Genomic DNA, 24954 nt, shown 5'->3' on the forward strand with positions numbered 1-24954 from the left:
CCCACCTAAGCTGACGTGGCGTTATCGCCAGCATTACGTGAACGCGCATCCAGCCATTTCAGCACGTCACTTCTGCGCCAGCCGACAACGCGCGGCCCCAGTTGAATCCGCTTTGGGAAAAGCCCTTTCTTTTCCCATTTGTAGATTGACGCCCGGCACACACGCACCAGCGCCACCACGTCAGAACAACGTAAAACCCGGTCGGTTTCTTCGATTGCCCTCATTCCGCAGCACCCCTACGAATAGTGTCTGTGTAAACGCCACCGCCAAGTGCTTGCGCTTGGTGCGCGGCTTTACACGCTCATAGTCAAGCATATATAACGCGACCTGTCAAAGCGCGTCAATGAGCGCGTTAATACCGGTATTGACGCACACTTTTTGCTTTTTCGGGCACGGAAAAGCACCGCACGACGGCGGTGCTTCGAGTGTGTCATCGCTCTGATAGGATTATGTGTTTTCTGCCCCCTGCAGGTATCGGCGAATCGTCGCCTCGGAGGGCTTTTCCCCCGAAAAAAAGTTTCAAACTTTTTTACCAGATGTTTGCGTAATGACCTTTTTGATGTGCGCTTATGCGCCTGTAGCTCTCTGGCTTTCGCTCTGACTTTCTCTACGGGTTCGTCCCGCCCTTCCCATCGCTTCTGGATGGCAGTGCGGCCGCGCGCCGTAACGGTTCCCTTTGCGAGCTTTTCCGGCAGGCTGGACGGGTCGGCTTCCCGAAGGGCATCCCGCAATTCCCGATAGACGACAGCCAGTTCCGGCTTTCTTTTCTCCCAGAAGCCGATTGCCCTGGTAAGTCCGCTGTCTATTTCCCGGTGGGCTTCAGCAATCTCACGGAAGTTTTCGAGAAAGGCTGCCAGTCAGTGACTTCCTGCTGGTTTTATTGCCCATGGCTCCCCCCGGCAGCAGCGGCAAGGCGCTGTGTCGCGTGACCAGTGACGAAAGCCGCCCAAGCGTCCATCAGCTCCCTGCGCCGGGCAAACAGGTCGGAGCGTTGGTAGGCGGCTTCCGTGGCGTTGGTATTGGTGTGCGCCAGCGCCGCTTCCGCCACACTCGAAGCGTAGCCGTGTTCTTCCGCCCAGACGCGGAAGCTGGAACGGAAGCCGTGAACGGTTGCACCCGGCGCAACGGTACGGAGCAGCTTCAGAAGCGTGGCTCCGCTCATGGTTCCTTTGGGCGCGCCGGGAAAGATCAGGCTGTCACTGCTCCACGGCTGGACGGACATAAGCAGGTCAACGGCTACGGGAGAAAGCGGGATTTTGTGCGTGCGCCCGTTTTTCATCCGTTGCGCCGGGATTGTCCAAACCGCGTCGTTCAGGTCTATTTCCTGCCAGCTTGCGCCGCGCGCCTCATTCGAGCGTACGGCGGTAAGGATAATGAATTGCAGGCAGAGTGACGGTATCCCCGGTTTTTCACTCAGACAGGAGTACAGCGCCGGCACTTCCTTCCAGTCAGCAGCGGCAAAATGCACGACTGGACGAACCTTACGGGGTGACGGGAGCGCCAGTTCGAGTTTACCCTTCCACTGCGCCGGGTTGTCGCCTTTCTGCCGGAGTCCAATGACCGCCGCGTAGTCCAGTACAGCGGCAATCCGGTCCCTGACGTACTGCGCCGTTGATGGTTTCGTCGTCCATATCGGCTTCAGCACTGCCAGTACGTCGTTGGTTGTGACTTCGGCAGGCGCTTTATTCCCCAGCACCGGGAAGGCGTAGTCCCGGAGCGTCTGCGTCCATTGCCGTACTTTGTTTTTGGTTTTCCAGCCAGGGCGCTTGCTTTCGATAAGTTCCAGGGCGCACTCGGAGAAGGTTTTGTTTTTGCGCCGCCGCCGCTGGAGCAGTTCGTCGGGGGACTGCCCGTGAAACAGTGCCTTGCGCAATTCCGCCGCCACCTGGCGCGCTTCAGCAAGGCTGCGCACGTCCACAGCGCCGAGTCCACGCTCGAAAACCTTGCCGTCGCGTGCCCAGCGGAAAACCCACGATTTCGAGACGCGCCCGTTACGCGCCTGCACCCGCAGGTAAAGATTACCCCCGTCGGCGTAGGTTCCGGGTTTCCTGATAGTCTCAACCCGCCGCGCACTCAACCGCGCACTCAACCGCTGCCTGCCCATCGCCGCCCTCTGTTCCTGCTATGGTTCTTACTTTCAGTCATAGACTGCCATAGCTTTCAGTAGGCGGCAATAGACAGTGCATTGCGCAAAACGCCTGTTTTTACAAGGCTTCTGTGGACAGTCTTGGACGGTAGTAGTCACCCGGAGCGACTTTTGCCATAGGTCATCACTGGGGCTTGGCACGCAGCCAGGAATGGGTGTCACCCGGCCATGTTCATCCATAGCCGGGGCGACGGTGCAGGACACAGAACTTACGCTTCCTGCCGGCGGGGAAGATAGGCCACGAAGCGCGTGGAATGGGTTTCCCATCCTTCCAGCAGGTCCTGCACGGCGCGGCTTTCCGTTTCTACCATGAAATCCACAAGCAGCGCGTGCAGGGCCGTCAGTTCCTCCGGGGACAGGGCGGCCGCTTCCAGAAATGCCCGGTTGACGTGCGCCTCCGGCGCCCCGCCATAGACGTAGATTTTGCCGCCGGTCATGCCGGCGCCCAGATTTTTCGACGTTGGCCCCAGAATGACGACCAGCCCGCCCGTCATGTACTCACAGGCGTGCAGGCCCACGCCGTGCACGACGGCCGTGGCTCCGCTGTTGCGTACGGCAAACCGGTCGCCGGCGAAACCGGCGACGTACAGCGTCCCGCCGGTTGCCCCGTACAGTGCCGCATTGCCAATAATGGCATTCGTTTCAACGTCGCTGCGCAGGGAGTCCCGCCAGCGCGGATGGGGACGGATGACAATTTTCCCGCCGCTCATCCCCTTGCCCACGGAATCGTTGGCTTCACCCTGCAAACCCAGACGCAGGCCATCAGTCAGAAACACCCCAAAGCCCTGTCCGGCGCTGCCGGTAAAGCGCAGCGTGATGGGCGGCGGCGGAAACACCCGTTGGGGAGCCGACGCGGACGGACCTTCAGCCACCGGAAACTGCCGTGCATGCGCCTCTGCGGCCAGCCAGCCCGCCAGCGTAGCCGGTACGGCGCGGTCGCGGGTCGTGATCGGGTAGTCGAAAGCAGACACCGGCGGAGATGCGCCCAACCCGGCGCGCACGTCATCAAGAATCCGCTGGTTGAGTGCCCCCACCTGAAACGGCGCACGTGGTACAGGCAGCGGCAATGGCAGCGGGGGCGTCAGGAAAAAGGACAGGTCCAGGCGGCGCTCTGCCACGCGGTCAACATGACGCGGGTGCGGCATGAGAAGGTCAGTCCGCCCGACAGCCGCATTCAACGTCGGAATTCCGGCGCGGGACAGCCATTGACGCGCGTCATCGGCAATAGCCTCGAACAGGCGCACCACATGTTCGGGCTGACCCGTGTATTTGGCCTTGCGCCGTGGGTCATGGGTGGCAATTCCAGCCGGGCACTGGTTGGTCTCGCAGATGCGCGCCATGATGCACCCCTGGGCGACCAGCGCCAGCTTGCCGAAATCAAATTCCTCAGCCCCCAGAATCGCCGCCAGGACGACATCCAGCCCGCTGGACAACCCCCCGTCCACCCGCAGGGTCACAGCTCCGCGCAATCCTTCTTCACAGAGCGCGCGATGGACTTCAACAAGTCCGATTTCCCACGGCAACCCGGCATGGGCCATGGAAATGAGTCCGGCTGCGCCTGTTCCGCCATCGCCGCCCGCAATGTGAATGATGTCGGCCCCGGCCTTGGCCACGCCCACGGCAATCGTGCCGATGTTGTTTCCGGCAACGAGCTTGACGCTGACCCGCGCGCCCGGATGCAGGTTTTTGAGTTCCTCGATGAGTTGTTTGAGGTCTTCGATGCTGTAGATGTCATGCATCGGCGGCGGCGAAATCAAATCTATGCCGGGCGTGGCGTACCGCGCCCGGGCAATTTCGGGCGTGACCTTGTGCCGCATCAGTTGGCCGCCTTCGCCGGGCTTGGCCCCCTGGGCCATTTTGATCTGGATTTCGCGCCCCGTTACCAGGTAGCGCGCGGTCACACCAAACCGCGCCGAACCAATCTGTTTGGTGCTGGCCGTCAGGCCAGCCGTGAAGTAGTAGGGATTCTCTCCCCCTTCCCCACTGTTGCTGCGCCCACCAAGCTGCTGCATCGCCAGAATCAAGTCGCGCTGCGACTCAGCGCTGATGGCGCCGAAGGACATTCCGCCCGTGCCGAACGTCCGCACGATTTCCTGCCGGGACTGAACCTGCTCCAGGGGGAGTGGCGCGCCGACGGAACGAATCGTAAGCAGATGCCGTGGACTCACCGGCTCGTGATGGGTCCCGGAAGCCAGGTAGGCAGCATACCGCTCCGGCGAGGGATCACGGACGAAAGCATGCACCAGCCGCGCCCGCGCCGTTGTCATGGCGTGCTGCTCGCCCTGCCGGCCCTGAGTGTCTTCCTTGAACCGGAAGTGGCGCGGCAGCACGCGCCAATCCAGCGTTTCCGCCGCTGTACACCAATCGGCATGCTGGGCAAGCTGCTGACGGGCGAGGTCCTCCAGTTCGAGGCCGCCCAGGCGGCTGTCCTTGCCCGGAAAGAACTCCGCGAGCAGCCGCGCCCCCAGCCCGACCGGGGTAAAAAGCTGGGCATTCTGATAGCTGGCCAAAACAGAAATGCCCATCTTGGCCATGATTTTGAGCACGCCACCGGTCAAAGCCTGAATAAGCTGCTGTTCCCGCCGGTCAGCGTCGAGGTCGTCCAGTTTGGGATGCTGACCAAAGCGCGCCCAGTCGAGCGCCACACAGGGACACACCGCTGCCGCTCCAAAGCCAATCAGCGCAGCGACGTGGTGCGCCGTGCGAACCTCGCCCGTCTCAATGACCAGGGACGTATCGAGCAACATCCCGGCTTCGTTGAGGCCGTTGACGATGGCGCGCAACGCCAGCAGGCTCGGTATTGGAACCCGCTGCGGACTGATGCCCCGGTCGCTGACGATGAGCACCGAAGCGCCATGCTCGGTCAGGTTCAAGGCCTGCCGCTGGAGTTCGGCCAGCGCCGTTCGCAGCCCCTCCACGCCATCCGACCGGGCAAAGGTAGCGTCCAGCTCGGCAATGTGTACGCCCAGCCGGGTCGTCCCCAGCCCTGTCCGCAGTGCCGCCATCCCGGAAAGCGAAAGTACGGGACCGGAAAGCTCGATGGCGGGCGGCGGCGGCACCAGCGTCTTGGGCGCAAAGATGTTGGGCTTGGCGCCAAGGTGAACCGTCGTGTTCATCACCAGAGCTTCTCGCAGGTAGTCCACCGGCGGATTCGTCACCTGGGCAAAATCCTGATAAAAAAAGTCAAACAGCGGACGTGGAATATCGGACAACACGGCCAGACGCGCCGTGTCGCCCATGGAGCCGAGCGGTTCCTTGCCCGTCGCGGCCATAGGGGCCAGAAATGTCTGCACGTCGTCGTAGGTGTAACCAAAAGCCCGCGCCAGATGGCTGAACTGTGCCGCCGTTGGAGCCGGCATTGGCGGCAGAGAGCGAGTACGTGGGTCAAAGACCGCGCCGGAAGCCAGCGCCGGCGTGCGCGGCTCGATAAAGGTCACACTGCCGGAACGCAAGTCCACCACCACGCCTGTTCCGGCATGCAGCGCGCCTTTGGCACGCACCTGCCCCTCATCCACAGCAAAAGCCCCAGCTTCGGAGGCCAGATAAAAAGCATCGTTGGTTTCTGTCCAGCGGCCGGGACGAAAGCCGTTGCGGTCCAGGCGTGCGCCCACAACCTGTCCGTCAGCAAAGGCGACGATGGCAGGGCCATCCCAGGGTTCGAGCGCCCTTCCCCAGAAAGTGTGATAGGCGTCACTTTCGGCCGGCGGCATGACGATGGCCAGCGCCTCGGCCAGACTCAGAACGCCGCTCCGGTAGCGCAGCGCCTCGACCATTTCGTTGAGACTGCCGGTGTCGCTGATGTTTCCGTGCGTCAGCAGTTCGCCAGCTTCGAGGCCGAGTGACCGTTCCCGCGAGTAGGCCCAGGCCCGATTTCCGGCAATCGTGTTGATTTCGCCGTTGTGGGCAATGAGTCGGAAGGGCTGTGCGCGGTCCCAGGCCGTCCGGGTGTTGGTGCTGAAGCGCCGGTGAAAGAGCGCGAACCGGGAAACAAAGGTTGGGTGCTGCAGATCGAGATAGAAGCGGTCAAGGTCGCCCGCGCGCACGAGCGCCTTGTAAACAATGGTTGTTGGCGAAAGGGAGGCAAAAAAACAGCTCGTGTCCAGCCCCTGCTTGCGCCAGCGTTTGCGGGTCATCTGCTTGGCGGCATAGAGCAGGCGCTCGAAGGCGGTCAGCGTCCGGGACTGCGGTGGGCGTTTGATGACGGCCTGTTTCAGCGTCGGGAGCAGTTGCCGGGCAATGGGCCCCAGCACGGTCGGATTGGTGGGGACATCCCGACTCTCCAGTACGTGCAGGTCATGAAAGTCAAAGGTCTCAGCCAGGATGTCAAAAGCGTGGGCGCTGCGCGCTGGCTCTGCCGGCAGAAAGAGAAAGGCAACGGCAATGCTTTCCGGCGGATAGCCAAAAAGGGCGTAGGGCAGGTCGGTCAGCAGGCCTGCGCCATCGCTGGTGCGTCCGTCCGCAGCGCAGGCGCCCCGGTGCTCGACACAGCGCAGGGCGTGCAGCGCCGCCTCCACCACGCCCCGCTCGGGCACACCACGCCGCGACGCGATAAAACCGACCCCACAACTCGACTTTTCCAGGCGCATACGGACAAAACCCGGCCGGCCATCCGCAGGAAAACCTCCACCCGGATGTCCGGCCCAACGGTGATATGGCACGCCTGCGCTAGCAGGTCACGGCAGCCGTTTTGGGGGACACCTGCCCATGATAGCCGCAAAACCAACAGTTTCACGGGCCCTCCACGGGCCGCTCAAGGCACCGGCCCTGCGGCAGGGTTCTGCACCTTGTGAGCCGCAGCAACCTCAACCGAATGTCTGGCCGACGGCAAAAAGCCCCACGGCAAAATAACCCTGCTCATCCTGCCACACCATCTGGCGTGTCCAACCGGTGCGTGCGGCCATCTGCTCAAAGTCAGCCAGATCGTACTTGTAAGAATCTTCCGTATGAATGGTCTCACCGGCGGCAAACGGGATGGCCGTTTCTCCGATGTGAACCGTCTGTGCCTGTCGGCTGACCAAGTGCATCTCAACCCGTCCGTGAGCTGGGTCATAAAAGGCGCGGTGCTCAAACAAACGCAGGTCGAAATCCGCGCCCAACTCAGTGTTGATCCGCTGAAGCAGGTTGAGGTTGAACGCCGCTGTCACCCCCTGCCCGTCGTTGTACGCTGCATCAATCACCGTGGGGTCTTTCTTCAGGTCCACACCGATGAGCAGCAGTCCGCCGGGCCGCGCCACTTCTGCCGCATGGCGTAAGAACATCTCGGCTTCCGGTGGAGTAAAGTTGCCGATGGTCGAACCGGGAAAGAACACCACCCGCCGCCGATAGAAAAATTCCTCAAAGTCCGGGAACTCCATTTCGCGGGTGTAATCGGCACACACCGGCGTCACCCGCAGACACGGATAGGCCTGGGCCAGTTCCGTGGCGGCGGCCAACAGGTGTTCTTTGGAAATATCCACCGGCACATAGGCCGCCAGGCTCGGCAGGTGGTCGAGCAGAATACGGGTCTTGCGGCCGCTTCCGCTGCCGTACTCAATCAGCAGCGCCTCTTCACCGATGAACCGGGCCATTTCGGCTGCATGGCGTTCCAGCAGGCCCGTCTCGACACGGGTCAGGTAATACTCCTCCAGTTGACAGATTTCATCGAACAGCTCCGAGCCGCGCCGGTCATAGAAGAATTTGGGCGGCAGGGACTTGGGAGTACGCAGCAATCCGGCCAGCACTTCTTCCCGAAAGTCTGCTGGCGTCGGGTGCAGGTCGTGGAAAGAGACGATGTAACCGTAGGACGGGCGCGCCGCTTGGCCAGGTTGGGGATGACTCATGACATATCCTCCGCCAGCCGAACACCAGTGAACTGCCACCGCGCATCCGGCGGAAAAAAGTTTCGGTAGGTGGAGCGGATGTGGGTCAGCGATGTGGCGCAGGAACCGCCACGCAACACCATCTGGTTGCACATAAACTTGCCATTGTACTCACCCAGTGCGCCGGACACAGGCCGAAATCCTGGATACCCCACGTACGGGCTGGCTGTCCACACCCACACATCACCGTAGAACGCGGCCGAGACCGAAACAGGCCGTGGATGCAGCACGCCGGATTCGTAAAAGTTACCTGTCACCGGCAGGCGGGCGGCAACGACTTCCCATTCGGCTTCTGTCGGCAGGCGCTTTCCAGCCCAGCGTGCATAGGCGTCGGCCTCGTAAAAACTGATGTGGCAGACAGGTTCATACGGGGCGACGGGCTGCACCCCATGCAGGGTCAGGGTCTCCCACGTGCCGTCGGCCGCCTGCCGCCAGTACAATGGCGCTTCCCAACCGCGCGCCGTCACTGCTGCCCAACCGTCCGACAGCCACAACTCCGGCCGCCTGTAGCCGCCGTCGGCCATGAAGGCCAGAAATTCGCCGTTGGTTACGGGCCGGGCGGCAATCCGGCAGGGACGCAGCAGCACGTCGTGGCGCGGCCCTTCGTTGTCAAAGGCAAATCCGCGGCCGGCATGGCCGATGGCATAGCGGCCGCCCTCCACAATGTGCCAGTCACCGGTGGGTGACAACTGCTCCACTGGCGACGGCAGAGGCTGCGGCTGCGGCCGGTACACCGGGTCAAGCGGATTTGTGGCAAGGATGGCTTTGATGTCCGTCAGCAAAAGCTCCTGGTGCTGCTGCTCGTGGTGTAGGCCCAACTCCAGAATGGGTTGGAGAGCCGCCCAGGTGCGCGTGTCGCTGTGGGCGATGAACCGCTCGACAGCAGCATCCACGTGCGCGCGGTAGGCATAGACCTCGCTTACCGTCGGGCGCGTCAGCAGCCCACGCTGCGGTCGCGGATGCCGCGCCCCAACCGCTTCGTAGTACGAGTTGAAAATGTAGTCGTAGCGCGGATGAAAGGGCCGGTAATCCGCCAGGCCGGATTTGAGGATGAAGGTCTCGAAAAACCAGCTCGTGTGGCCCAGATGCCACTTTGGCGGACTGACATCCGGCATTGGCTGCACGACGTAGTCTTCCGTCTCCAATGGCTGGCAGATGGCTTCGGAAACGGCGCGCACCGCCCGGTAGTGCCGCTGCCAGGCTTTCCGGTCAGACACTTCTCCAGACTGGATTGGTTCGGGATGGCTACGGGCCGCTTCCATGACGGACGTTCCAGAACAAGTTGCCGTTTGAATGGGGTGCCTTTGGCTACCTTAGCATTGTGTCGCAGACGATGAAACCCGCCCGGACTCGATGACCGGGCACGATGCCTGATCTCCGGGAGTTACCCGGCTGGCAGCCGGATGCAAATTGTTGCTGACATGGAGCCGCGGCAAGGCTTACTTTTCCGGTCAACCTGCCGTGCTCTCCATCCCGTATCGGTTTGAAGTCTGACCGCCATGACCACGATCTCTGCCACGGAACAAACTCTGGAGACCCGGACAACGGCTGCGGCTTCCCGCCGCTGGCTCTACGGCGCACCAACCGACCTCATCATCGGCTGCGGACTGTGGTCGCTGCCGCTGCTGCTGATCACCTACTGGGTCGAGCCATACTTTGCCGGCGGCTTCGCCACGGCTTTTTATGCCTTGGCGCTGGTGTGTAACTACCCACACTATGCGGCGACGTGGTATCGCGCCTGCGCCCAACCGGCTGACCGGCAGCGTTATTGGCAGGTGCTGGTGTGGTCCGGGCTGCTGACCCTGGCCGGTTTGCTCCTCGTGCATGCGCATCCACCGCTGCTGGCCTGGGTGTTCACGCTCTATGTGTTCTGGAGTCCGTGGCACTACACGGGGCAGAACTATGGGATTGCCCTGATGTTTGCCCGCCGCCGTGGACTGACAGCGCTGGACCGGCCCACCACACGCTGGCTGTGGGCGGCCTTTGTCCTGCCCTACGTCATGTTGCTGCTGGCTTTCAACAGCGGCCCTTCGGCCGATCCGTTGCTGTTGTCAGCCGGGCTGCCGCCAGCGGCGGTCAAGATGGCAATTGTTGTGTTAGGCGCCTCCTTTCTCGCCATAACTTTCGTTATCGGACGAAGGTTGCTCCGCCAGCACCCGTGGTCAGTGACAGGCCCCACATTTGCCATGCTGGCCACCCAAGCGATGTGGTTTACCCCGGCTGCCATCAATACGCTCTCAGGAGAGCCTCTCTTCCAAGCACGCTACAGCTCCGGCATGCTGGCGCTGCTGCATTCGGCTCAGTACCTCTGGATTACCTCCTATTATGCGCGCCGGGAACAGGGCCCGCAGTGGCAGCCCTGGCGTTATGCCGCCGTCCTCTTTGCCGTCGGCATTGCCCTGTTCATTCCTGGCCCTTGGGCGGCCAGCCTGTGGTTTGGTCTGGACTTCACCACCAGCTTCCTGGCCTTCACGGCCCTTATCAACATCCACCATTTCATTCTGGACGGCGCGGTGTGGAAACCCCGCGAACCACGGATTGCCGCCGTTCTCGTGCAGGACCAGACACAGCACCCAAGTGCCGATGTGGCCGGAAGCGGACGTTTCAGTCCGGGGTGGCGACGTTTCGCCCTGACCGGCGCAGTGGTTGGGCTGGTACTTCTGGCCGGCCTGGATGTGGTCAAATTCGTCCTGGGGGGGCGCGTCACCGATGCGGCGGCTCTCAATCAGGCGCTGAAGCTCAATCCAAACGATGCCCTCGTAGCAGCGCGGCTGGCCCGGCTGGCGCTGGCTGAAGGCGACCGTCTGCGCGCCCGTGAAGCTCTGGAACGCGCCATCGCCATCAATCCCTACGATGCTGACAGTCAGGCCATGCTCGGACAGATGCTCATCGAACAGGGCGAATACGATGCAGCATACCGGCACTATCAGGCGTTCCACGAACATCTGCCCAACGATGTCCGGGCGCTGGTCAACCTGGGGACACTGGCGGCGCGGCGTGGACAGGACGAAACCGGAATTGCCGCCTGGGAACGGGCCGTGCAGCTTGACCCGGAGGGACAGACCATGGCCTGGGCCAACCTTGGCGACGCCTACATGCGCGCCAACCGCGTACCGGATGCCATCCGGGCCTACGAACAGGCGCTGCGTGCGCCAGCGGCCGATGACCGCCAGCGGCTTGAATGGACGCTCAAACTCGGCGACAGCCAGGCGGCGGCCGGTCGCACCGCCGACGCAGAACGTCTCTACACCCAGGTACGGGAAACAGCCCCTGCCAAAGGCTTCCCCGGACTGGCAAGCACGGCCGCAACCCGGCGGGCCGGCCTGTATGCCGGCCGTAACCAGTTGGATATGGCCGCGGCCGAACATCACGCGGCACTTCAGTTGGCCGCTGAGAGCCAGGAAGACCTGGCACAGGGAGCGGCCTGGTTTGAGTACGCGCTGTTCATGGCCCGCCAGAGCGCGCCCACGGAACTCGTCTTTGCCGCCTGCTTACAGGCCGAAACGCACTTTCGCGCGGCTGGCGCCAGCCCGGTTGTACAGGCTACCGTCCAGGCGCGTCTTCGGGATGCAGAAGCGGCCGCCGGGTCAAAGGCGGCCGGTGTGCGGGAACGCCTTGCCGAAGTGCTGTCCCAGGCACGCGCCTGGCAGCCGCAGGCAGCAGCCCGCTGATGCTTTCCCGGTTGGCCGCAGCCAGTCAGTCCGCATCAGTTTCATCTGTCCATGGGTCGCCGGTTTTTCCGCATCGGGCGGCTTCATCCTCTTCGGCGCGGGCTTTGGAAAGTGCCGAGGCCACAATGCCGGAGGGCAGGGCGACGATCCCCAGACCGATGACCAGAATGACAAAGGTAAAAAACCGCCCGCCGGCCGTAATGGGATAGCTGTCGCCATAGCCCACTGTGGTCAGGGTGGCCACCGCCCACCACAAACCGTCGAACATCGAGGCAAAAACTTCGGGCTGCGCCTCATGCTCGAAGTAGTAAATCCCCACCGCCGCCAGGTAAATCAGAATCAAGGCCGTGGCCGCAAACAAAATCAGTTCTTCGCGGGAAATGATCAGTGCCCGGTGGAAGCGTCGCCACGCTTGGCTGTAGCGCGTGAGCTTGAGAATCCGCAGCAGCCGCAGGAAACGCAGCGCGCGCAGGGCGCGCAAATCCACGACCAACCCCAGGTAGAAGGGCAGAATCGCGACCAAATCCACAATACCGTAAAAACTCAGCAGGTACTTGACCGCCGGGCGCGACCCGACGGCGCGGACGACATATTCCACCGTAAACACCGCCACCGAGAACACCTCAAACCACTCCAGCAGGCGGCGCTGGGTCGGACTCAGACTGGGGAGGGTTTCAAGGGCAAAATCCACCAGCGACAACAGGATGACCGCCTGGATGAATAACTCCCAGCGTCCCAAGTGCGGTTCTTCACTCTGTTTGGCCATGGTTTTTTCAGAAAGCAGCCACTCAACCGGCAGCGCCGAGCCAGAGTGCCATTCCTTTGGCGCACAGCAGCAGCACCAGCCCGGCCTGAATGCCGGCTACGATGTCGTCGGCCATAATGCCCAACCCGCCCCGCAGGGCTTCAAACCGGCTGGCCGGATAGGGTTTGATGACATCGAACAGACGAAAAAGCAGAAATCCACCTAGCGTCCACAGCTCAAAAGCCCACACCCGGCCGGCCAGTTGCGGGACAAGCGGCAGAAAAAGATAGGTGATGATCTGTCCGGCAAACTCATCCACCACGACTTCATTTGGGTCCTTGGCCCCGAAAAAATGCTCGGCGCGTTCGGCCGCCCACACCCCGGAATAACTGACGACCACGGCAACCAGCAGGAGCCACACCAGAGTGTCCAGGGCGAAGGGCTGAAACCATCCCAGCCTGCCGCCGGCATAGTAGAGCGCTGCCATTACAGCCGAGCCGGCCGTTCCGGGCGCCATCGGTGAAAACCCGGAAAACAACCCCGTGGCCCACACCAGGGCCACATAGTCGCCGGGCGTTTGAGGCGGGATACGCGGACGATCCTGGACAACAGCCTTGGTCAACGGCACAGGTCACACTCCGGCCGGCCAACATGACCAGTGGGTATTGGGCGGCTGCATTGGACGATAGCGGGTGACATCCCCGGTGGCCAGCACCTCAGCAAGCTGACAAAACGTTTCGGAGGCACTGGGCAGGACTTCACTGCCCAGATCGGGATGGTGCCAGGCATCGAGTGTCAGCACTTGCGGTAGTTCGGCTGGCACCCGCGCTCGCCGTTCGGCTTCAGTGGAGAGCAGGTCAGCGCGGTGCTCAGCAACCAGCCAGCGCAACAGCTCGTAATCCCGCCACTGCCGGCCGTAGGCAAGCGGACGGCCCTCCAGATCATAGAGCGGCGACTGATCCGGCAACGGCACTGACCGTCCCCGGATGCGTACAGTGCGCGCCGTCCGGCGGACATACTGCCGGTCATCGAAGGTCGGCCCTTCGTCACCATCGGCCGTGGGAAACAGGTAGTCCTCTGCCAGAACGCCCGGCGGCCGGTGCAGGCCGTTGCCATAGACGTGCAGGCAGTTGTCAATGGCTTTGTGCCCGGCGCCGAACTCGTGACAGCCCAGGGTTTCAATGAGCAATGCCCAGCGGGCTTCGTCCCGGTAGGCATGCAGCCGGACGGCCGCCAGCCAGAAGCCCGGCGCATCCAGCATTGGAAAGGCCAGGCGTTCGGCGCAGGCATCGAGTTGGTCGAGAATGGCTTGTGTCGTCACCCTTCTTTCGTCGCCGGTGGCTTCGCGGCCGGTGTCACTGCCGGACGTGGCAGGGCTTTTTCAGTCGTGCCGTTTGTCGCTGACTCCACCAGCGAGCCAAGGTAGGCCGGCAACTCCATACCAGCCTGCCGGGCAATTTCCTGGAGTGGCGGCAGCGCCGAAACAAAGTTGCGGATGAACTGGGAAGTGGCGCTGCCATCGCCGTTGCCGCCATCCCAGACGGTGATCTTGTCAATCTTGAGATTGGAAATGGCCTCGACCTGCTTGTCCACAATGGTTTCGAGTTTTTCAAGCAGCAGCAGCTTGGCGGCCGTGTTGGGATCGTTGCCGCAGGCGCGGATGATGTTGTGGTAGCCCTCGGCCTTGGCAAGCAGGAGCTGCTTCAGACCGTCGGCATCCGCCTTGTACTTGAGCAGAATGGCGTCGGCTTCGCCTTGTGCAACGCGCCGGATGCGTTCGGCTTCGGCGTCGGCATCCACCTGCCGCTTGAGTTTTTCGATTTCCTGGCGGACGAGTTCTTCTTTTTCCAGCAAGGCGGTCTCGCGCTGGCGCTGCGCAATGAGGATTTCCCGCTCGGCATTGGCTTTGGCAACTTCCGCCCGCTGCCGTGCCACGGCTTCGCGCTCGGCCAAAGTGGCATTGGACTCAATCACCGCTGCCCGTGAAGCGTTCTCCTTCGCGGCCGTTTCGGCTTCCAACTCGGCAACCGAGATGCGTTGCTGTGCCTCGGCGCGTTTGAGACCGACTTCGGCTTCGGCCCGCTCGGCCGCAATCTCAATGGTTTTCTTGCGGTTGGCCTGGGCTTCGGAAATGGCGGCTTCGGCCTCCAGTTGGGAAGTGGCGATGCGCATTTCCCGCTCAGCTTCTTTTTTCCCCTTTTCGGTTTCGGTGGCTTCAAGTGCTACCTGCACCGTACGTTCACGGACGGCCTTGGCCTCACCTACAGCCCCAAAGCGTTCCTGCTCGGCGACTTCGACGCGCGCCTTGTTAATGGCTTCGGCAGCCGATTTCTTGCCAATCGCCTCGATGTAACCGGATGCATCCGTAATGTCGCGGACGTTGACGTTGAGCAGCTCCAGCCCCAGCTTGTGCAGTTCGGCGGCGACGTTTTTGTTCACCTGCTGGAGAAACACTTCGCGGTCGCGGTTGATTTCCTCAATCGTCAGCGTCGCAATGACCAGCCGCAACTGCCCCAGGATGATTTCCTGCGCCTGTTCCTTGATTTGGCGCTCGTCCAGTCCCAGAAGCCGCTCGGCGGCGTTGTTCATAATCCGTGGGTCAGTCGAAATGGCCACGGTGAAGGTGCTCGGCACATTGACGCGGATATTCTGCTTCGAGAGCGCCCCCGTGAGGTTGATCTCGATCGGCATCGGCTGCAGGCTCAGGAACTGGTAGTCCTGAATAATCGGGATGACGAAGGCCCCGCCGCCGTGAATGCAGCGCGCGCTGCGCCCGCCGCCAACCTTACCGTAAATGACCAGGATGCGGTTCGAGGGACAGCGTTTGTACTGACTGACAATGATGAACAGAAGAATGAGCAGGGCGACAACCGACACGAGGATGATGCCCAACAGGGCGCTGCTCATACCACCGATGCCCGGCATAGCGTTACCTCTCCTTTCAGGTGGATGAAGTGGTTACGGAGTTGGAAGCCCGGTTGGAAGCCACCGGCACATCTGAAGCGGATGGGTGAGCGCCAGTTTCCGGCAGGGGGTCAAGCGCCTGCTCCGGCAAAACCCGAAGCACCCCCTGACCGGTATCAATCACAAAAACCCTTGTCCCGGTGGGAATCGCCGGGCCGTCGGTGATGGCTTCCAAGGTGGCCAGGCGTCCCTGGATTTCAATCTGAATCTGCCCGGTGCCACTTCCTTGGGCGGGAATCGTGAGATAGACCGTCCCAAACCGGCCAATGGCGTTAGCCGGTTGCAGCGTTCCGTCGGATTCCAGATGGCGGACCCGGCGCAGCAGCCACACGGCTGAGGTGAACGTCATCACCCCAGCGCTGAGCGCGGTGACAAGCACCATCAGCGGCGACAGGCGGGTGAGTTGGAAGCAGATCACGCCACTCCAGCCCATCACCATCAGTCCAACCAGGATCGCCTTGAGGCCGCCGCCAGCGCCGGAAGGGTCATCAGCACCAAAGATTGCCAAGTGGCCGTCCAGATGGCCGTCGAGACCATCGAGAAGCGTCCCGACGGTCAGCTTGAGCACCAGCAGCGTTGTTGAAAACAGCGCCAGGCCCCAGCAGAACATTTCCAGGTTTGAGCCAGAGAAAAGGCCGGACATGGCGATACTCCACTGTGAAAAGCCGGACTGGAAAAAACGTTAGGGACATAACAGTAGTAGTTCCACATCATCTCTGGCAAGCAACAAAACCGCTAGGGAGGAATTCCCTGGCGGTCAGGCAAGTCAGAACTGGCTGTTACCGGAAACGCCACACTAGGGCGTCAGCCGCACCGAACCCAGATAGGCGTCCTTGCGGTCACTTGTGTTGTTGGCCCGGGTGTTCTGAAACACGTCGTAGGGCGCTGGTGGTATGTCCGAGGTGGTGGGCAGGACATTGTTGGCATTGGTCGAGCCGGTGAAAAACAGCACACCAGCAACAGGCAAATAAGACGCAATACTGAGAACCCGCTGGATCGGCTGCGCGCCGGTGGCAAAGGTGCGCCCGCCAACATTGACGAGGTTCTGAAGGGTCGCCGGCAGGTTTGTACCGCCTTCATTGACAGCCGAAATCCGGGCCAGAAAACCACGGCTGACCGGTATCGTCGAGCCAGATGCCGGGTAAAGCAAATCGTTGGCAAAGTTGGGCAAGCCGGAGCCGATACCCACCGGCGTAAAGGCCGCGGTCCCTTCGGAAATGCCACCGACATAGACTATCGAGTTGCCCGGCCCGGGCTGCTCACTGGTGGCCAGCGCGTAGGCTTCGTCATCCCCGGTGGTTCCAAGGTAGCCGAAATACTGTACGGTGCGTAAGCCAGACAAGGATTCATCCCACCTTATCTGGGTGACAAAGGCATCAATCCCGCCCTTGTTGGCTTTCGATAGCTGTCCAGACGAGGGAACACCAAAGCCGGTGGTGGTCGAATCGGTCAGACCGGCAACGTGGACGACATACCGCCCACTGCCGCTGACAACCCGCCGCCGGGCACGAATCCCCATGCCCCAGTCGTCGTTGTCCCCCCCGAGGTACATGGAAAACTCCCGCGAGGGACCTGTATTGCCGTTGAACATGGCCACAAAGGCATCAAAACTGCCGTTGCGTGTTCCACCACTGACGGTGCTGGTTATGGGGTTGCTACCCGAATCAATGAAGCTTGTCTCCGGGTCTGACCCCGTGACGCCAGTGACACCAATGCGTGGGCCAGTAACAAAGTAGGAAATGCCTGTGACGGTATCGTAGCCATTACCACCAAAGTAGGTGATATAGCGCCGCTGGGCAGCCGACGTGTTTTGTGTTGGATCGAAGTGCGCTAGGAAACCATCGGCATCACCACCGCCATAGGTACTGTCAAATGGGGAGCCGGAAGCGCTTCCGGTCGGGAGGTTGCCGTCGGTTTCCCCGCCCAGAGCGAACCGAAGTGCGCCTGTGCCCATTCCCTGTTGGGCTGTGCAGGCCCAGGCGAGGTCATTGCCAGAACCGCCAAGGTAAGTGCTGTAAGCAAGCGGGGAAGTGGGGGTACTGGTGATGTTGTTGGCTGACAGATCGAGGCAGAAGGGCAGCAACATCGCAAAGGCATCCGTGAATCCCCCGCCGAAGGTGGATTGAAATGTCGTCGCAGAGCCGCTCCCCAATCCTAACCTGCCAGTGGGGAAGTTCGTACTGGTGGTGTACCCGACGAGCACGGGGCCGGTTGCCGGACGCCAATACACTCCACCGACATCTTCCACAGCATTCTGGCTGGCATTGATGCTGACGCCGGTACACACATCATCGCCGCTTCCACCGTAAATGACGACGGCGGCCAAGCCGCGCTCAGCGCCACGATCGTCGTAGGTGAAGTCCGGCTCACCCCCGTTGGTAAAGGCATCCCAGGGGGCAAAACGTCTCGCCGGGCCGACATCGGGAATGTTGGTCGGCACGGTCCCATCAGCGCGGAACTCGAATCGCGCCACGAAGATGTCCACATCCGGGACGGTGATCGGATTATTGGCGTTAGGGCCGGAACCTACCGGCACCGGAAACGATGTACTGTGGGTCGTGCCGGCAATGAACACCGGAATGGTATCCTGCGATGAAAAGACGGTTCCTGCTGTGAGCGCATTCCGGTTGTAGATGCGCCCGACGGCGACGCCGACGGCTTCCTCATCCTGATTGCCGCCGAAGTACGTCGAGTAAAACGGCAGCACCGGGTCAATGACCAGCGCCAGATTCCGGTCATAGGCCCCGACTTCAAACGCCACGTCGTTGCCGGTCAGGGCGAAACGCCCCGGCACGATCCGGCGCTCCCCGGCAACTTCCTGGTAAAGCGTCGGCTTCTGCATCACCACCGTCTGCTGTCCGACCAGACACTGGAGATTGCCTTCCGAATCCAGGGCCAGCCGGTCCGCGCCCTCGAAATGCAGACGAATGGCGCTGGGATCGGCGCCGGGCGCCACCCGGAAGTCGTAGGTCAGCCGTTCATCTTTCGGGTAATAGACAAGGCCTATGCCGGGATAGACCTGATGATAGACCACCTCGCGGTAGAGCGGCACGCGGCTGCGCCACTGTGAGCGGTCGCCCTTGCAGTACGACAGTGCAATGGGACTGCGGGTTAGTCCTTCGGAAGCTGCCGGCGGCACGGGCCGGCCGGTTTCACGCTCAACCGGCTGCATCCGCAGCGCGCGGTACACCGGACGCGATGCCGGCAGGGTCTTCCAGCGTGGGTTTTCGGCCGCTTTGCCGGTCGGCCGCCATAGCGGCTCGCGCCCGGCTTCGACAAGCATGCAGGCTTCGGCGCGGTCGGTCAGAAAGACCGATCCGCCAAACATCTTGTAACGCACCGGGCCGGCGTGCTGGCCCAGATTTTCCTCAAACAGCAGGCGTCTACTCCGGGACGGGGCCGCCGCCGGAGCGGAAGGTGCCACCGGCCCGGTTCGTTTCAGCACGGGCCGGGACGGACGGGGCGCATCGCGGTCGGCACGGGCGACCAACGGCACACAGGTGAAGGCGATAAGTGGAGCTGTTGCTACGGCCAGCCACCGACGCAGGGGGGAGAGGCGTAAATGTTTCATGGCTGTCACCTGATATCCTTCTGAAATGGTGGAATGCCAGCGAACCGCCTTTCGGCGGTCATCGGGCGGGGCTGTGAAGAGATAGTGGTTTAGAAGCGGCTATGCCACAGTTCATGCTCCCCCCTGCACAGTGGCAAATTCCAGTCTTTCAGGTAAGAAGCCACGCCACCGGACGACAGCCGGATGGCTTTCCGGGCTGGCTGACGGGCGTGACCGGCTAACGGTGGGCGCGGGCAGATAGAAAGTCTTCCAGCAGGATGGCAGCGGCAATGGCATCCTGCCGGGACTTCCACCGCTCCCGTGGAATCCCCTGCTCGCGCAGCCAGTCTTCAGCAGCCACGGAGGTGAGTCGCTCGTTCCAGGTGATGACCTCGACCGGCGTCGCCCGGCGCAGGGCTTCGACAAAAGCCAGAATCTGCGCCGTGGCCTGGTTGTCCGAGCCGTCCAGCCGGCGGGACAGCCCAACCACGCAGCGCACAATCTGTTCTTTCGTGATCAGCGCCGCCACGCGCGCCACGAGTGACTTTCGCGAGCCGGTCGGCCAGACGGCCAGTGGGCGTACGAGCAGCCCCAGTTCGTCACACACCGCCAGTCCGGTGCGCTTCCCGCCCCAGTCCACCGCCAGCGTCCGCTGCGAGGGAGGCAGCCCCGGCACACGTTCTTCATTAGAAGATACATCCGACGAACCGGCCGGGCCGGTCGGCAGGCTATCCGCAGGCATGGCGGGTCTCACCGGAAGACAGTCGGAAGCGGTTTTCGCTTCGGTGGCTGATTCTGACATAAATTGACACTCGCCGGCGGCCTCACTAGGCTTGCGCGTCCAAAAAAGCTTTCCCGAAAGCTTTGATTCCTGACACAAGGAGCAAACTGCCAATGGACGCGGACTTTCTGTCCCAGCAGCGGGAAAAACTTCTACAGAAGCGTCGTGAGCTGCAACTGGCGCTCAACCTGACGCCCCAGGATGAAAGCAGCGAGGAGGTCAAGGACCCGCTTGACGCCGCTGTAACCTATGCCAACCGTGAACTGGCCGCGCGCCAGGCGGAGCAGTATCGCCAACTTCTCCAGGATGTGGAAGACGCCCTCGAACGCATTGCCGACGGCACTTACGGCATCTGCCAGGGTTCGGGCGAAGAAATCCCGCGCAAACGCCTGGAGGCCATTCCCTGGGCGCGCTACACCGCCGCCTATCAGGAAAAAATCGAGCGCGGGCTGGTCAGTGAATAGGCCGTGTGCGTTGTTTCCGTGGTGCGCGTTGTTTCCGTGGATCGTTCGTCAACCCTATGAGCCACGAGGCTTCCCGGTCAACAATTGCTGAAAACATTGCCAGGGTTCGGGAACGCCTGGCCGATGCCTGCCGGCGGGCCGGGCGAAGCCCTGACCAGGTGACGCTCATCGCCGTCTCGAAAACCAAACCGCTGGACGCCATTGCCGCCGCTGCCGCCTGTGGACTTCACGACTTTGGGGAAAACCGCGTTCAGGAAGCCCTGACGAAAATCCCCCACGCGCCGCCGCAACTCCGCTGGCACCTCATCGGCCACCTGCAAAGCAACAAGGCCAAACCGGCCGTGGAGCACTTCCACCTCATTCACACTGTGGATTCACCGGCCCTGGCGCAACGGCTGGACCGTCTGGCGCAGGAGCGACAGAAAACGCAACCGGTGCTGCTTCAGGTCAAGCTCGGAGACGAGGCGACAAAATCCGGCGTCGCTCCGACGGCTTTGCCGGCGCTGTATGCCGCCGTCCGTGCTCTGCCCAACCTGCGGGTATGTGGATTGATGACCATTCCTCCGTTTTGCCCGGACCCGGAAGCCGTCCGTCCCTACTTTCGCCACCTGCGGGAACTGCGCGACGCTTTGCAAGCCGCATTCCCTTCCGATGACCTCCCGGAACTTTCCATGGGAATGAGCCACGACTTCGAGGTGGCCGTTGAGGAAGGAGCCACCCTCATCCGGGTTGGGACGGCCATTTTTGGCGACCGCTGAGTTTCCCTCCGTAGTTTCCCTGCCCCCGGCGGCTTTCTGCCCGGCAGCCCACACCGGAGAGCACCACACCGGTTACATCCGCCGGATAACAGCGTGCAGCAGTTGGGTGAAGTGGGCGGCAACCTGCTTGCCCACTTCAAGCACATCATCGTGATTGATGGGCCTTTCAAGGACACCGGCGGCCAGGTTCGTGATGCAGGAAATCCCCAGCACCCGCATTCCCATGTGCCGCGCCACGATGGTTTCGGGAACCGTGGACATGCCGACCGCGTGGGCGCCGAAAGCGCGAATCATCCGAATTTCGGCCGGTGTTTCGTAACTCGGCCCCAACAGGGCGGCATACACCCCGGACTTGAGCGGAATGCCCAGCCGCGCCGCCTCCTCGCGGGCTATGGCCCGATAGGACGGATCGTAGGCTTCGGTCATGTCCGGGAAGCGCGGCCCGAAACGTTCGTCATTCAGCCCCTGAAGCGGATTAGCCGCCATGAGGTTGATGTGGTCCTCGATGAGCATCAGGTCCCCCGGCGCCAGGCTGGGGTCAATGCCTCCGGCCGCATTGGTCAGGATAAGTTTTTCAATGCCGAGCAGTTTGGCTACACGCAGGTAAAATGTCGCCTGTTGGAGCGTATAGCCTTCGTAAAAATGAAACCGTCCCTGCATTGCGGCGACACACTTGCCATCGCTGTAACCGCATACCTGCCGCCCATAGTGGCCCACCACCGTCGAGGTCGGAAGGTGGGGAATCAGCCGGTAATCCACGTGGACGGGATGTTCGAGCGTGTCAGCAAAAGCTCCCAACCCGGAACCGAGCACAACCAGTATCTCGGGAACTTCCGGCAGCTTTGACTGAAGAAATTGGGCAGCTTCCAGGGCTTTTTCGTAGGTGTCTTTCATGTGTGGTTTTTCTCAGTCGAAGTCAGGCAGGTGGCGTGGCGTCCGAACATACCATAGCCGACGCAGAAAACCGTCTGGGTGAAAACGGTGCCATCTCACAGGGCGGTGGAAGCTGCTGTACGAGGCAGCGGATAATCTCGGCCGTGATGGGCGTGAGCAGGACGCCGTTGCGATAGTGCCCCGTCGCACACCACAGCCCGGCCAGCGCTGTCTCCCCGATGAGGGGCAGGTGGTCTATCGCCAGCGGACGCAATCCGGCCCAGGTTTCGATGAGTGACGCCGCTGCCAACGGCGGTGCCGTCGCCAGCGCCCCGGACAGCAGGGAACAGACGCCCCCGGCCGTGACGGCCTTTTCGTAGCCGACATCCTCGACCGTGGCACCAATGATGAGGCGCTGGTCACGCCGTGGCACGAGATATACCTGGGAAGTGCGGATGACATGCCGCAATCGAAGGGATACCGGCATCTGAAGCGCCACCATCTGCCCACGGATGGGACGTATCACCCGCGCCGGCAGCCCCAGCAGGTTTGCCGACATCTGGGCCGCCCAACTCCCGGCGGCATTGATGACGACCGGCGCGGACCAGCGTTCATCCCGTACTTCGACGCCCACCACACGCCCTTTCTCAAGGCACAGCGTCAGTCCATCGCTATGGCAGTGGATGGGAACCTGGGCCGCTGCCACAGCAGCAATGAGAGCCTGGGTCAAACGCCGGTTTTCCACCTGCCAGTCGTCCGGCAGGTAGAGCGCGCCGTGACTTCTGACCAGTGGTTCGAGATTCTGGACATCAGAGGGCGACAGCCATTCCGCGTGGCAGCCAGCCGCCGTCTGCCAGTCGAGTTTGGCGTGCAGGGCGGCCACATCCTCCGGCTGGGACGCGACCAGCAGGGTACCGGCCGGGCACAGCTCGATGTCAATCCGGGTTTCCTCCCAGAGGGCAGCGGCAAAGTCGGTGTAGAGGGAACGGCTTTTCAGGCACAGGTCAAACAACGGCCCCGGCGCATCAGCTTCCGCCTGGGGCGCCAGCATCCCGGCTGCGGCCCACGACGCTTCGCCGCCCGGACGGGCATTGCGTTCAAAAACCGTGACGCGCAGCCCGTCCCTGGCCAACGCACGGGCAATGGCCAGGCCAATGACCCCACCGCCAATCACAATGGCATCACAGGTCTGTGTCATGCGGGCTGGTTATTTCAGGTTGGCCATGTAATCCGTGACCTGGATTTCACCCCGGATGATCTTCTGCCGTGCGGCTTCAACCTCCCGCAGGGTGTCTTCGGAAACCAGGGGCCGGTTGTAGTCATCGAGAGCATACGCAATGCCCTCATTTTCCAGACCGTAGGCGTGGATACCGCCACGAAAGCGTTTTTCGAGGGTTTCCTTGATGATGGTGTAAACCGCCACATCCACGCGCTTGACCATGCTGGTCAGGATGAAGCCCGGTTTGACCCAGTTCTGGTTGGCATCCACGCCAATCGCCAGCTTGCGGTTTTCCTCGGCGGCGTCAAAAACTCCGATGCCGGAGTTGCCAGCCGCCTGAAAGACGACATCAGCGCCGGCTTCATACTGAGCCTTGGCCAGTTCCTTGCCCTTGCCCGGATTGTTCCAGGCCGCATCGGTAATGCCGACGAAATTCTTGAGAACGACGATGTTGGGGTTGACGTAGCGCGCCCCTTCCTCGTAGCCGGTGGCAAACTTGCGAATGAGGGGAATATCCATGCCGCCGACAAAGCCGATCTTGCCAGTACGGCTGGCGCGGGCTGCCATCATCCCGACAAGAAAACTGCCTTCGTGTTCCTTGAAGACCAGCGAGGCCACGTTGGGCAGGTCCACGACCGAATCCACAATGGCAAAGTGCAGGTTTGGGTATTCTTTGGCCACGGTCGCCAACACGGGCCCCTGTGCAAAGCCAATTCCGATGATGAGGTCATAGCCCCGTTCGGCAAAGGCGCGCATGCAGGGTTCAAGATTGTTCGGTTCACCCGGCTCGGCATGGCGCAACACAATCGGCAGTTCCTGTTTGGCGCGCTTGGCCCCTTCCCAGGCGGCGGCATTGAAGGACTTGTCATCCTTGCCGCCAATGTCAAAGACCAGTCCCACGCGCAGTTTTCCTTCTTCATCACGGGGGACATGCCCACAGCCCAGGGCGGCCCCCCACACCAGGGCTATCAGGAGCAGAACGCTCCATCGCACACGTTGCATCATGACCTCATCAGGACGACGTTACCAGATGGCCGGCTCTTCACCAGATGGCCGGCTCTTCACGGCAGCGTCAGGACAGCGCACCCCACGCTCACCGTTCAAAGAGCATGTCTGCCAGTTCATCATAGGTTCGGTTGAAGGGACAATCGGCAGTGCACTTCCGGCACCACACCCCGTCGGTGTACTTCTCGATGTTCTGGCGGTTGAAGTAGTAGGGCTTGCTGGCGAAGGTCGAGGCCACCCACTGCCAGGACAGGGCGTTCGGGGGTGGATTGCCGTCCAGCAGATGCGCAAAAAAGAGCCGCTCTCCAACGCTCCAGTGCACCTTCCGGTGGTGAATCAGATAGGCTGCAAACCACATCCGTGCGTGATTGTGCAGATAGCCGGTCGTGTATAACTCGCGCAGGGTTTCATCCATGCAGACCAGCCCGGTTTCAGCGCGCGCCACATCCTCCGGCAGGGTCATTGCCCAGGCCGGCGGTGAGAATTTGTAGTCCTCGATGTCAGCGTAAATGCCATCGCCCAGCGCGGCATAGACTTCCTGCCAGAACTGATGCCAGGCCAGTTCAAAGACGAATTTGTAAATGCTTTCACCGGAACGTCCAAAGCGGGCAAAGATGGCGTCGCGCACTTCCCGCAGGGTCAGGACGCCGTGGCGAATGTAGGGCGACAGCCGCGAAACATGTCCGCGGGTCACATGATTGCGTGAGGCATAGCGCCGGGCGTCAAAGGCGGCGAGCTGGCGTTCCGCCGCCGTGCGTCCGCCTTCGATAGGTGAAATGGTCGGTTCGCCGATGTAGCAACCGTCCAAGGCCGCGGCAAGGTACGTCCGCATGGCCTCCCGCGAACGCCGCGTGGTGTCGAGCTTCATCGTACAACCTCTTGCCGGTCTTGAACGTCGCCAGCAACCTCAAGCAGGCAGA

19 protein-coding genes are annotated in these 24954 nt (G+C 61.9%); 3 read left to right on the forward strand and 16 right to left on the reverse strand.

Annotated features, from left to right (window positions below; genetic code table 11):
- Positions 1-5 precede the first annotated feature (5 nt).
- The 5 genes from CABTHER_RS16525 to egtB all read right to left on the reverse strand — a co-directional run bounded on the left by CABTHER_RS16525 (position 6) and on the right by egtB (position 9266).
- On the reverse strand, positions 6-224 hold the full coding sequence (locus tag CABTHER_RS16525) for a helix-turn-helix transcriptional regulator (protein WP_081464746.1): 219 nt from the start codon (positions 222-224) through the stop codon (positions 6-8).
- Between the two features lie 653 nt (positions 225-877).
- A complete protein-coding gene (locus CABTHER_RS06460; protein WP_041569116.1) occupies positions 878-2104 on the reverse strand; it encodes a tyrosine-type recombinase/integrase in 1227 nt (408 codons plus the stop codon).
- Positions 2105-2355: 251 nt separating this feature from the next.
- The gene (gene gltB / locus CABTHER_RS06465) at positions 2356-6732 is read right to left on the reverse strand and encodes a glutamate synthase large subunit (RefSeq protein WP_014099804.1); all 4377 of its coding nucleotides are present in this window, start codon (positions 6730-6732) and stop codon (positions 2356-2358) included.
- A 216-nt stretch (positions 6733-6948) separates the two neighbouring features.
- A complete protein-coding gene (egtD, locus tag CABTHER_RS06470; protein ID WP_014099805.1) occupies positions 6949-7965 on the reverse strand; it encodes an L-histidine N(alpha)-methyltransferase in 1017 nt (338 codons plus the stop codon).
- Positions 7962-9266: an ergothioneine biosynthesis protein EgtB gene (egtB, locus tag CABTHER_RS06475; RefSeq protein ID WP_014099806.1), complete on the reverse strand. Its 1305-nt coding sequence runs from the start codon at positions 9264-9266 to the stop codon at positions 7962-7964. Before egtB ends, egtD begins: the two co-directional genes overlap by 4 nt.
- A 237-nt stretch (positions 9267-9503) precedes the next feature.
- Between egtB and CABTHER_RS06480 the strand changes: the two genes are divergently transcribed.
- Positions 9504-11675, forward strand: coding sequence for a tetratricopeptide repeat protein (locus CABTHER_RS06480; RefSeq protein ID WP_014099807.1), 2172 nt, complete (start codon positions 9504-9506; stop codon positions 11673-11675).
- Positions 11676-11700: 25 nt separating this feature from the next.
- Here CABTHER_RS06480 and CABTHER_RS06485 read toward each other — a convergent pair whose 3' ends face one another.
- The 7 genes from CABTHER_RS06485 to ruvX form a co-directional block, all read right to left on the reverse strand.
- Positions 11701-12441 carry an ion transporter gene (locus tag CABTHER_RS06485; RefSeq protein WP_014099808.1) on the reverse strand — a complete coding sequence of 247 codons (741 nt, stop codon included), beginning with the start codon at positions 12439-12441 and terminating at the stop codon, positions 11701-11703.
- Between the two features lie 22 nt (positions 12442-12463).
- Complete coding sequence (locus CABTHER_RS06490; protein ID WP_014099809.1) at positions 12464-13048, reverse strand: phosphatidylglycerophosphatase A family protein; 585 nt, start codon at positions 13046-13048, stop codon at positions 12464-12466.
- A gap of 3 nt (positions 13049-13051) precedes the next feature.
- Entirely contained in the window at positions 13052-13741 is a 690-nt protein-coding gene (locus CABTHER_RS06495) for a DUF7003 family protein (protein ID WP_014099810.1), read from the reverse strand.
- A complete protein-coding gene (locus CABTHER_RS06500; RefSeq protein ID WP_014099811.1) occupies positions 13738-15345 on the reverse strand; it encodes a flotillin family protein in 1608 nt (535 codons plus the stop codon). Before CABTHER_RS06500 ends, CABTHER_RS06495 begins: the two co-directional genes overlap by 4 nt.
- A gap of 16 nt (positions 15346-15361) precedes the next feature.
- Positions 15362-16027 (reverse strand): NfeD family protein, encoded by a 666-nt coding sequence (locus tag CABTHER_RS15680; RefSeq protein ID WP_014099812.1) that lies wholly within the window; start codon positions 16025-16027, stop codon positions 15362-15364.
- Positions 16028-16180: 153 nt separating this feature from the next.
- The gene (locus CABTHER_RS06510; protein WP_041569117.1) at positions 16181-18955 is read right to left on the reverse strand and encodes a DUF7948 domain-containing protein; all 2775 of its coding nucleotides are present in this window, start codon (positions 18953-18955) and stop codon (positions 16181-16183) included.
- 217 nt (positions 18956-19172) lie between these two features.
- Positions 19173-19676 (reverse strand): Holliday junction resolvase RuvX, encoded by a 504-nt coding sequence (ruvX, locus tag CABTHER_RS06515; RefSeq protein ID WP_187288346.1) that lies wholly within the window; start codon positions 19674-19676, stop codon positions 19173-19175.
- 152 nt (positions 19677-19828) lie between these two features.
- Here ruvX and CABTHER_RS06520 point away from each other — a divergent pair, with 152 nt between their 5' ends.
- Together CABTHER_RS06520 and CABTHER_RS06525 are read left to right on the forward strand one after the other, a co-directional pair.
- Positions 19829-20179: a TraR/DksA family transcriptional regulator gene (locus CABTHER_RS06520; RefSeq protein WP_014099815.1), complete on the forward strand. Its 351-nt coding sequence runs from the start codon at positions 19829-19831 to the stop codon at positions 20177-20179.
- Between the two features lie 56 nt (positions 20180-20235).
- A complete protein-coding gene (locus tag CABTHER_RS06525) occupies positions 20236-20937 on the forward strand; it encodes a YggS family pyridoxal phosphate-dependent enzyme (RefSeq protein WP_014099816.1) in 702 nt (233 codons plus the stop codon).
- Between the two features lie 72 nt (positions 20938-21009).
- On the opposite strand, the gene CABTHER_RS06530 is transcribed toward CABTHER_RS06525, so the two are convergent.
- The 4 genes from CABTHER_RS06530 to CABTHER_RS06545 all read right to left on the reverse strand — a co-directional run bounded on the left by CABTHER_RS06530 (position 21010) and on the right by CABTHER_RS06545 (position 24902).
- The gene (locus CABTHER_RS06530; protein WP_014099817.1) at positions 21010-21831 is read right to left on the reverse strand and encodes a purine-nucleoside phosphorylase; all 822 of its coding nucleotides are present in this window, start codon (positions 21829-21831) and stop codon (positions 21010-21012) included.
- 22 nt (positions 21832-21853) lie between these two features.
- A complete protein-coding gene (gene thiO / locus CABTHER_RS06535) occupies positions 21854-23008 on the reverse strand; it encodes a glycine oxidase ThiO (RefSeq protein ID WP_014099818.1) in 1155 nt (384 codons plus the stop codon).
- A 9-nt stretch (positions 23009-23017) separates the two neighbouring features.
- Entirely contained in the window at positions 23018-24031 is a 1014-nt protein-coding gene (locus tag CABTHER_RS06540; protein ID WP_148264060.1) for a BMP family lipoprotein, read from the reverse strand.
- A gap of 91 nt (positions 24032-24122) precedes the next feature.
- Positions 24123-24902 (reverse strand): FAD-binding domain-containing protein, encoded by a 780-nt coding sequence (locus CABTHER_RS06545; protein WP_014099820.1) that lies wholly within the window; start codon positions 24900-24902, stop codon positions 24123-24125.
- Positions 24903-24954 lie beyond the last annotated feature (52 nt).

Origin of the sequence: Chloracidobacterium thermophilum B, assembly GCF_000226295.1 — a bacterium.
In the GTDB taxonomy this organism is placed as follows: domain Bacteria; phylum Acidobacteriota; class Blastocatellia; order Chloracidobacteriales; family Chloracidobacteriaceae; genus Chloracidobacterium; species Chloracidobacterium thermophilum.

Excerpts from the sequence above, each read along its gene's own strand:
- CABTHER_RS16525 (WP_081464746.1), bottom strand. The coding sequence starts at position 224 with ATGAGGGCAATCGAAGAAACCGACCGGGTTTTACGTTGTTCTGACGTG.
- CABTHER_RS06460 (WP_041569116.1), bottom strand. The coding sequence starts at position 2,104 with ATGGGCAGGCAGCGGTTGAGTGCGCGGTTGAGTGCGCGGCGGGTTGAG.
- gltB (WP_014099804.1), bottom strand. The coding sequence starts at position 6,732 with ATGCGCCTGGAAAAGTCGAGTTGTGGGGTCGGTTTTATCGCGTCGCGG.
- egtD (WP_014099805.1), bottom strand. The coding sequence starts at position 7,965 with ATGAGTCATCCCCAACCTGGCCAAGCGGCGCGCCCGTCCTACGGTTAC.
- egtB (WP_014099806.1), bottom strand. The coding sequence starts at position 9,266 with ATGGAAGCGGCCCGTAGCCATCCCGAACCAATCCAGTCTGGAGAAGTG.
- CABTHER_RS06480 (WP_014099807.1), top strand. The coding sequence starts at position 9,504 with ATGACCACGATCTCTGCCACGGAACAAACTCTGGAGACCCGGACAACG.
- CABTHER_RS06485 (WP_014099808.1), bottom strand. The coding sequence starts at position 12,441 with ATGGCCAAACAGAGTGAAGAACCGCACTTGGGACGCTGGGAGTTATTC.
- CABTHER_RS06500 (WP_014099811.1), bottom strand. The coding sequence starts at position 15,345 with ATGCCGGGCATCGGTGGTATGAGCAGCGCCCTGTTGGGCATCATCCTC.
- CABTHER_RS15680 (WP_014099812.1), bottom strand. The coding sequence starts at position 16,027 with ATGTCCGGCCTTTTCTCTGGCTCAAACCTGGAAATGTTCTGCTGGGGC.
- CABTHER_RS06510 (WP_041569117.1), bottom strand. The coding sequence starts at position 18,955 with ATGAAACATTTACGCCTCTCCCCCCTGCGTCGGTGGCTGGCCGTAGCA.
- ruvX (WP_187288346.1), bottom strand. The coding sequence starts at position 19,676 with ATGCCTGCGGATAGCCTGCCGACCGGCCCGGCCGGTTCGTCGGATGTA.
- CABTHER_RS06520 (WP_014099815.1), top strand. The coding sequence starts at position 19,829 with ATGGACGCGGACTTTCTGTCCCAGCAGCGGGAAAAACTTCTACAGAAG.
- CABTHER_RS06525 (WP_014099816.1), top strand. The coding sequence starts at position 20,236 with ATGAGCCACGAGGCTTCCCGGTCAACAATTGCTGAAAACATTGCCAGG.
- CABTHER_RS06530 (WP_014099817.1), bottom strand. The coding sequence starts at position 21,831 with ATGAAAGACACCTACGAAAAAGCCCTGGAAGCTGCCCAATTTCTTCAG.
- thiO (WP_014099818.1), bottom strand. The coding sequence starts at position 23,008 with ATGACACAGACCTGTGATGCCATTGTGATTGGCGGTGGGGTCATTGGC.
- CABTHER_RS06540 (WP_148264060.1), bottom strand. The coding sequence starts at position 24,031 with ATGCAACGTGTGCGATGGAGCGTTCTGCTCCTGATAGCCCTGGTGTGG.
- CABTHER_RS06545 (WP_014099820.1), bottom strand. The coding sequence starts at position 24,902 with ATGAAGCTCGACACCACGCGGCGTTCGCGGGAGGCCATGCGGACGTAC.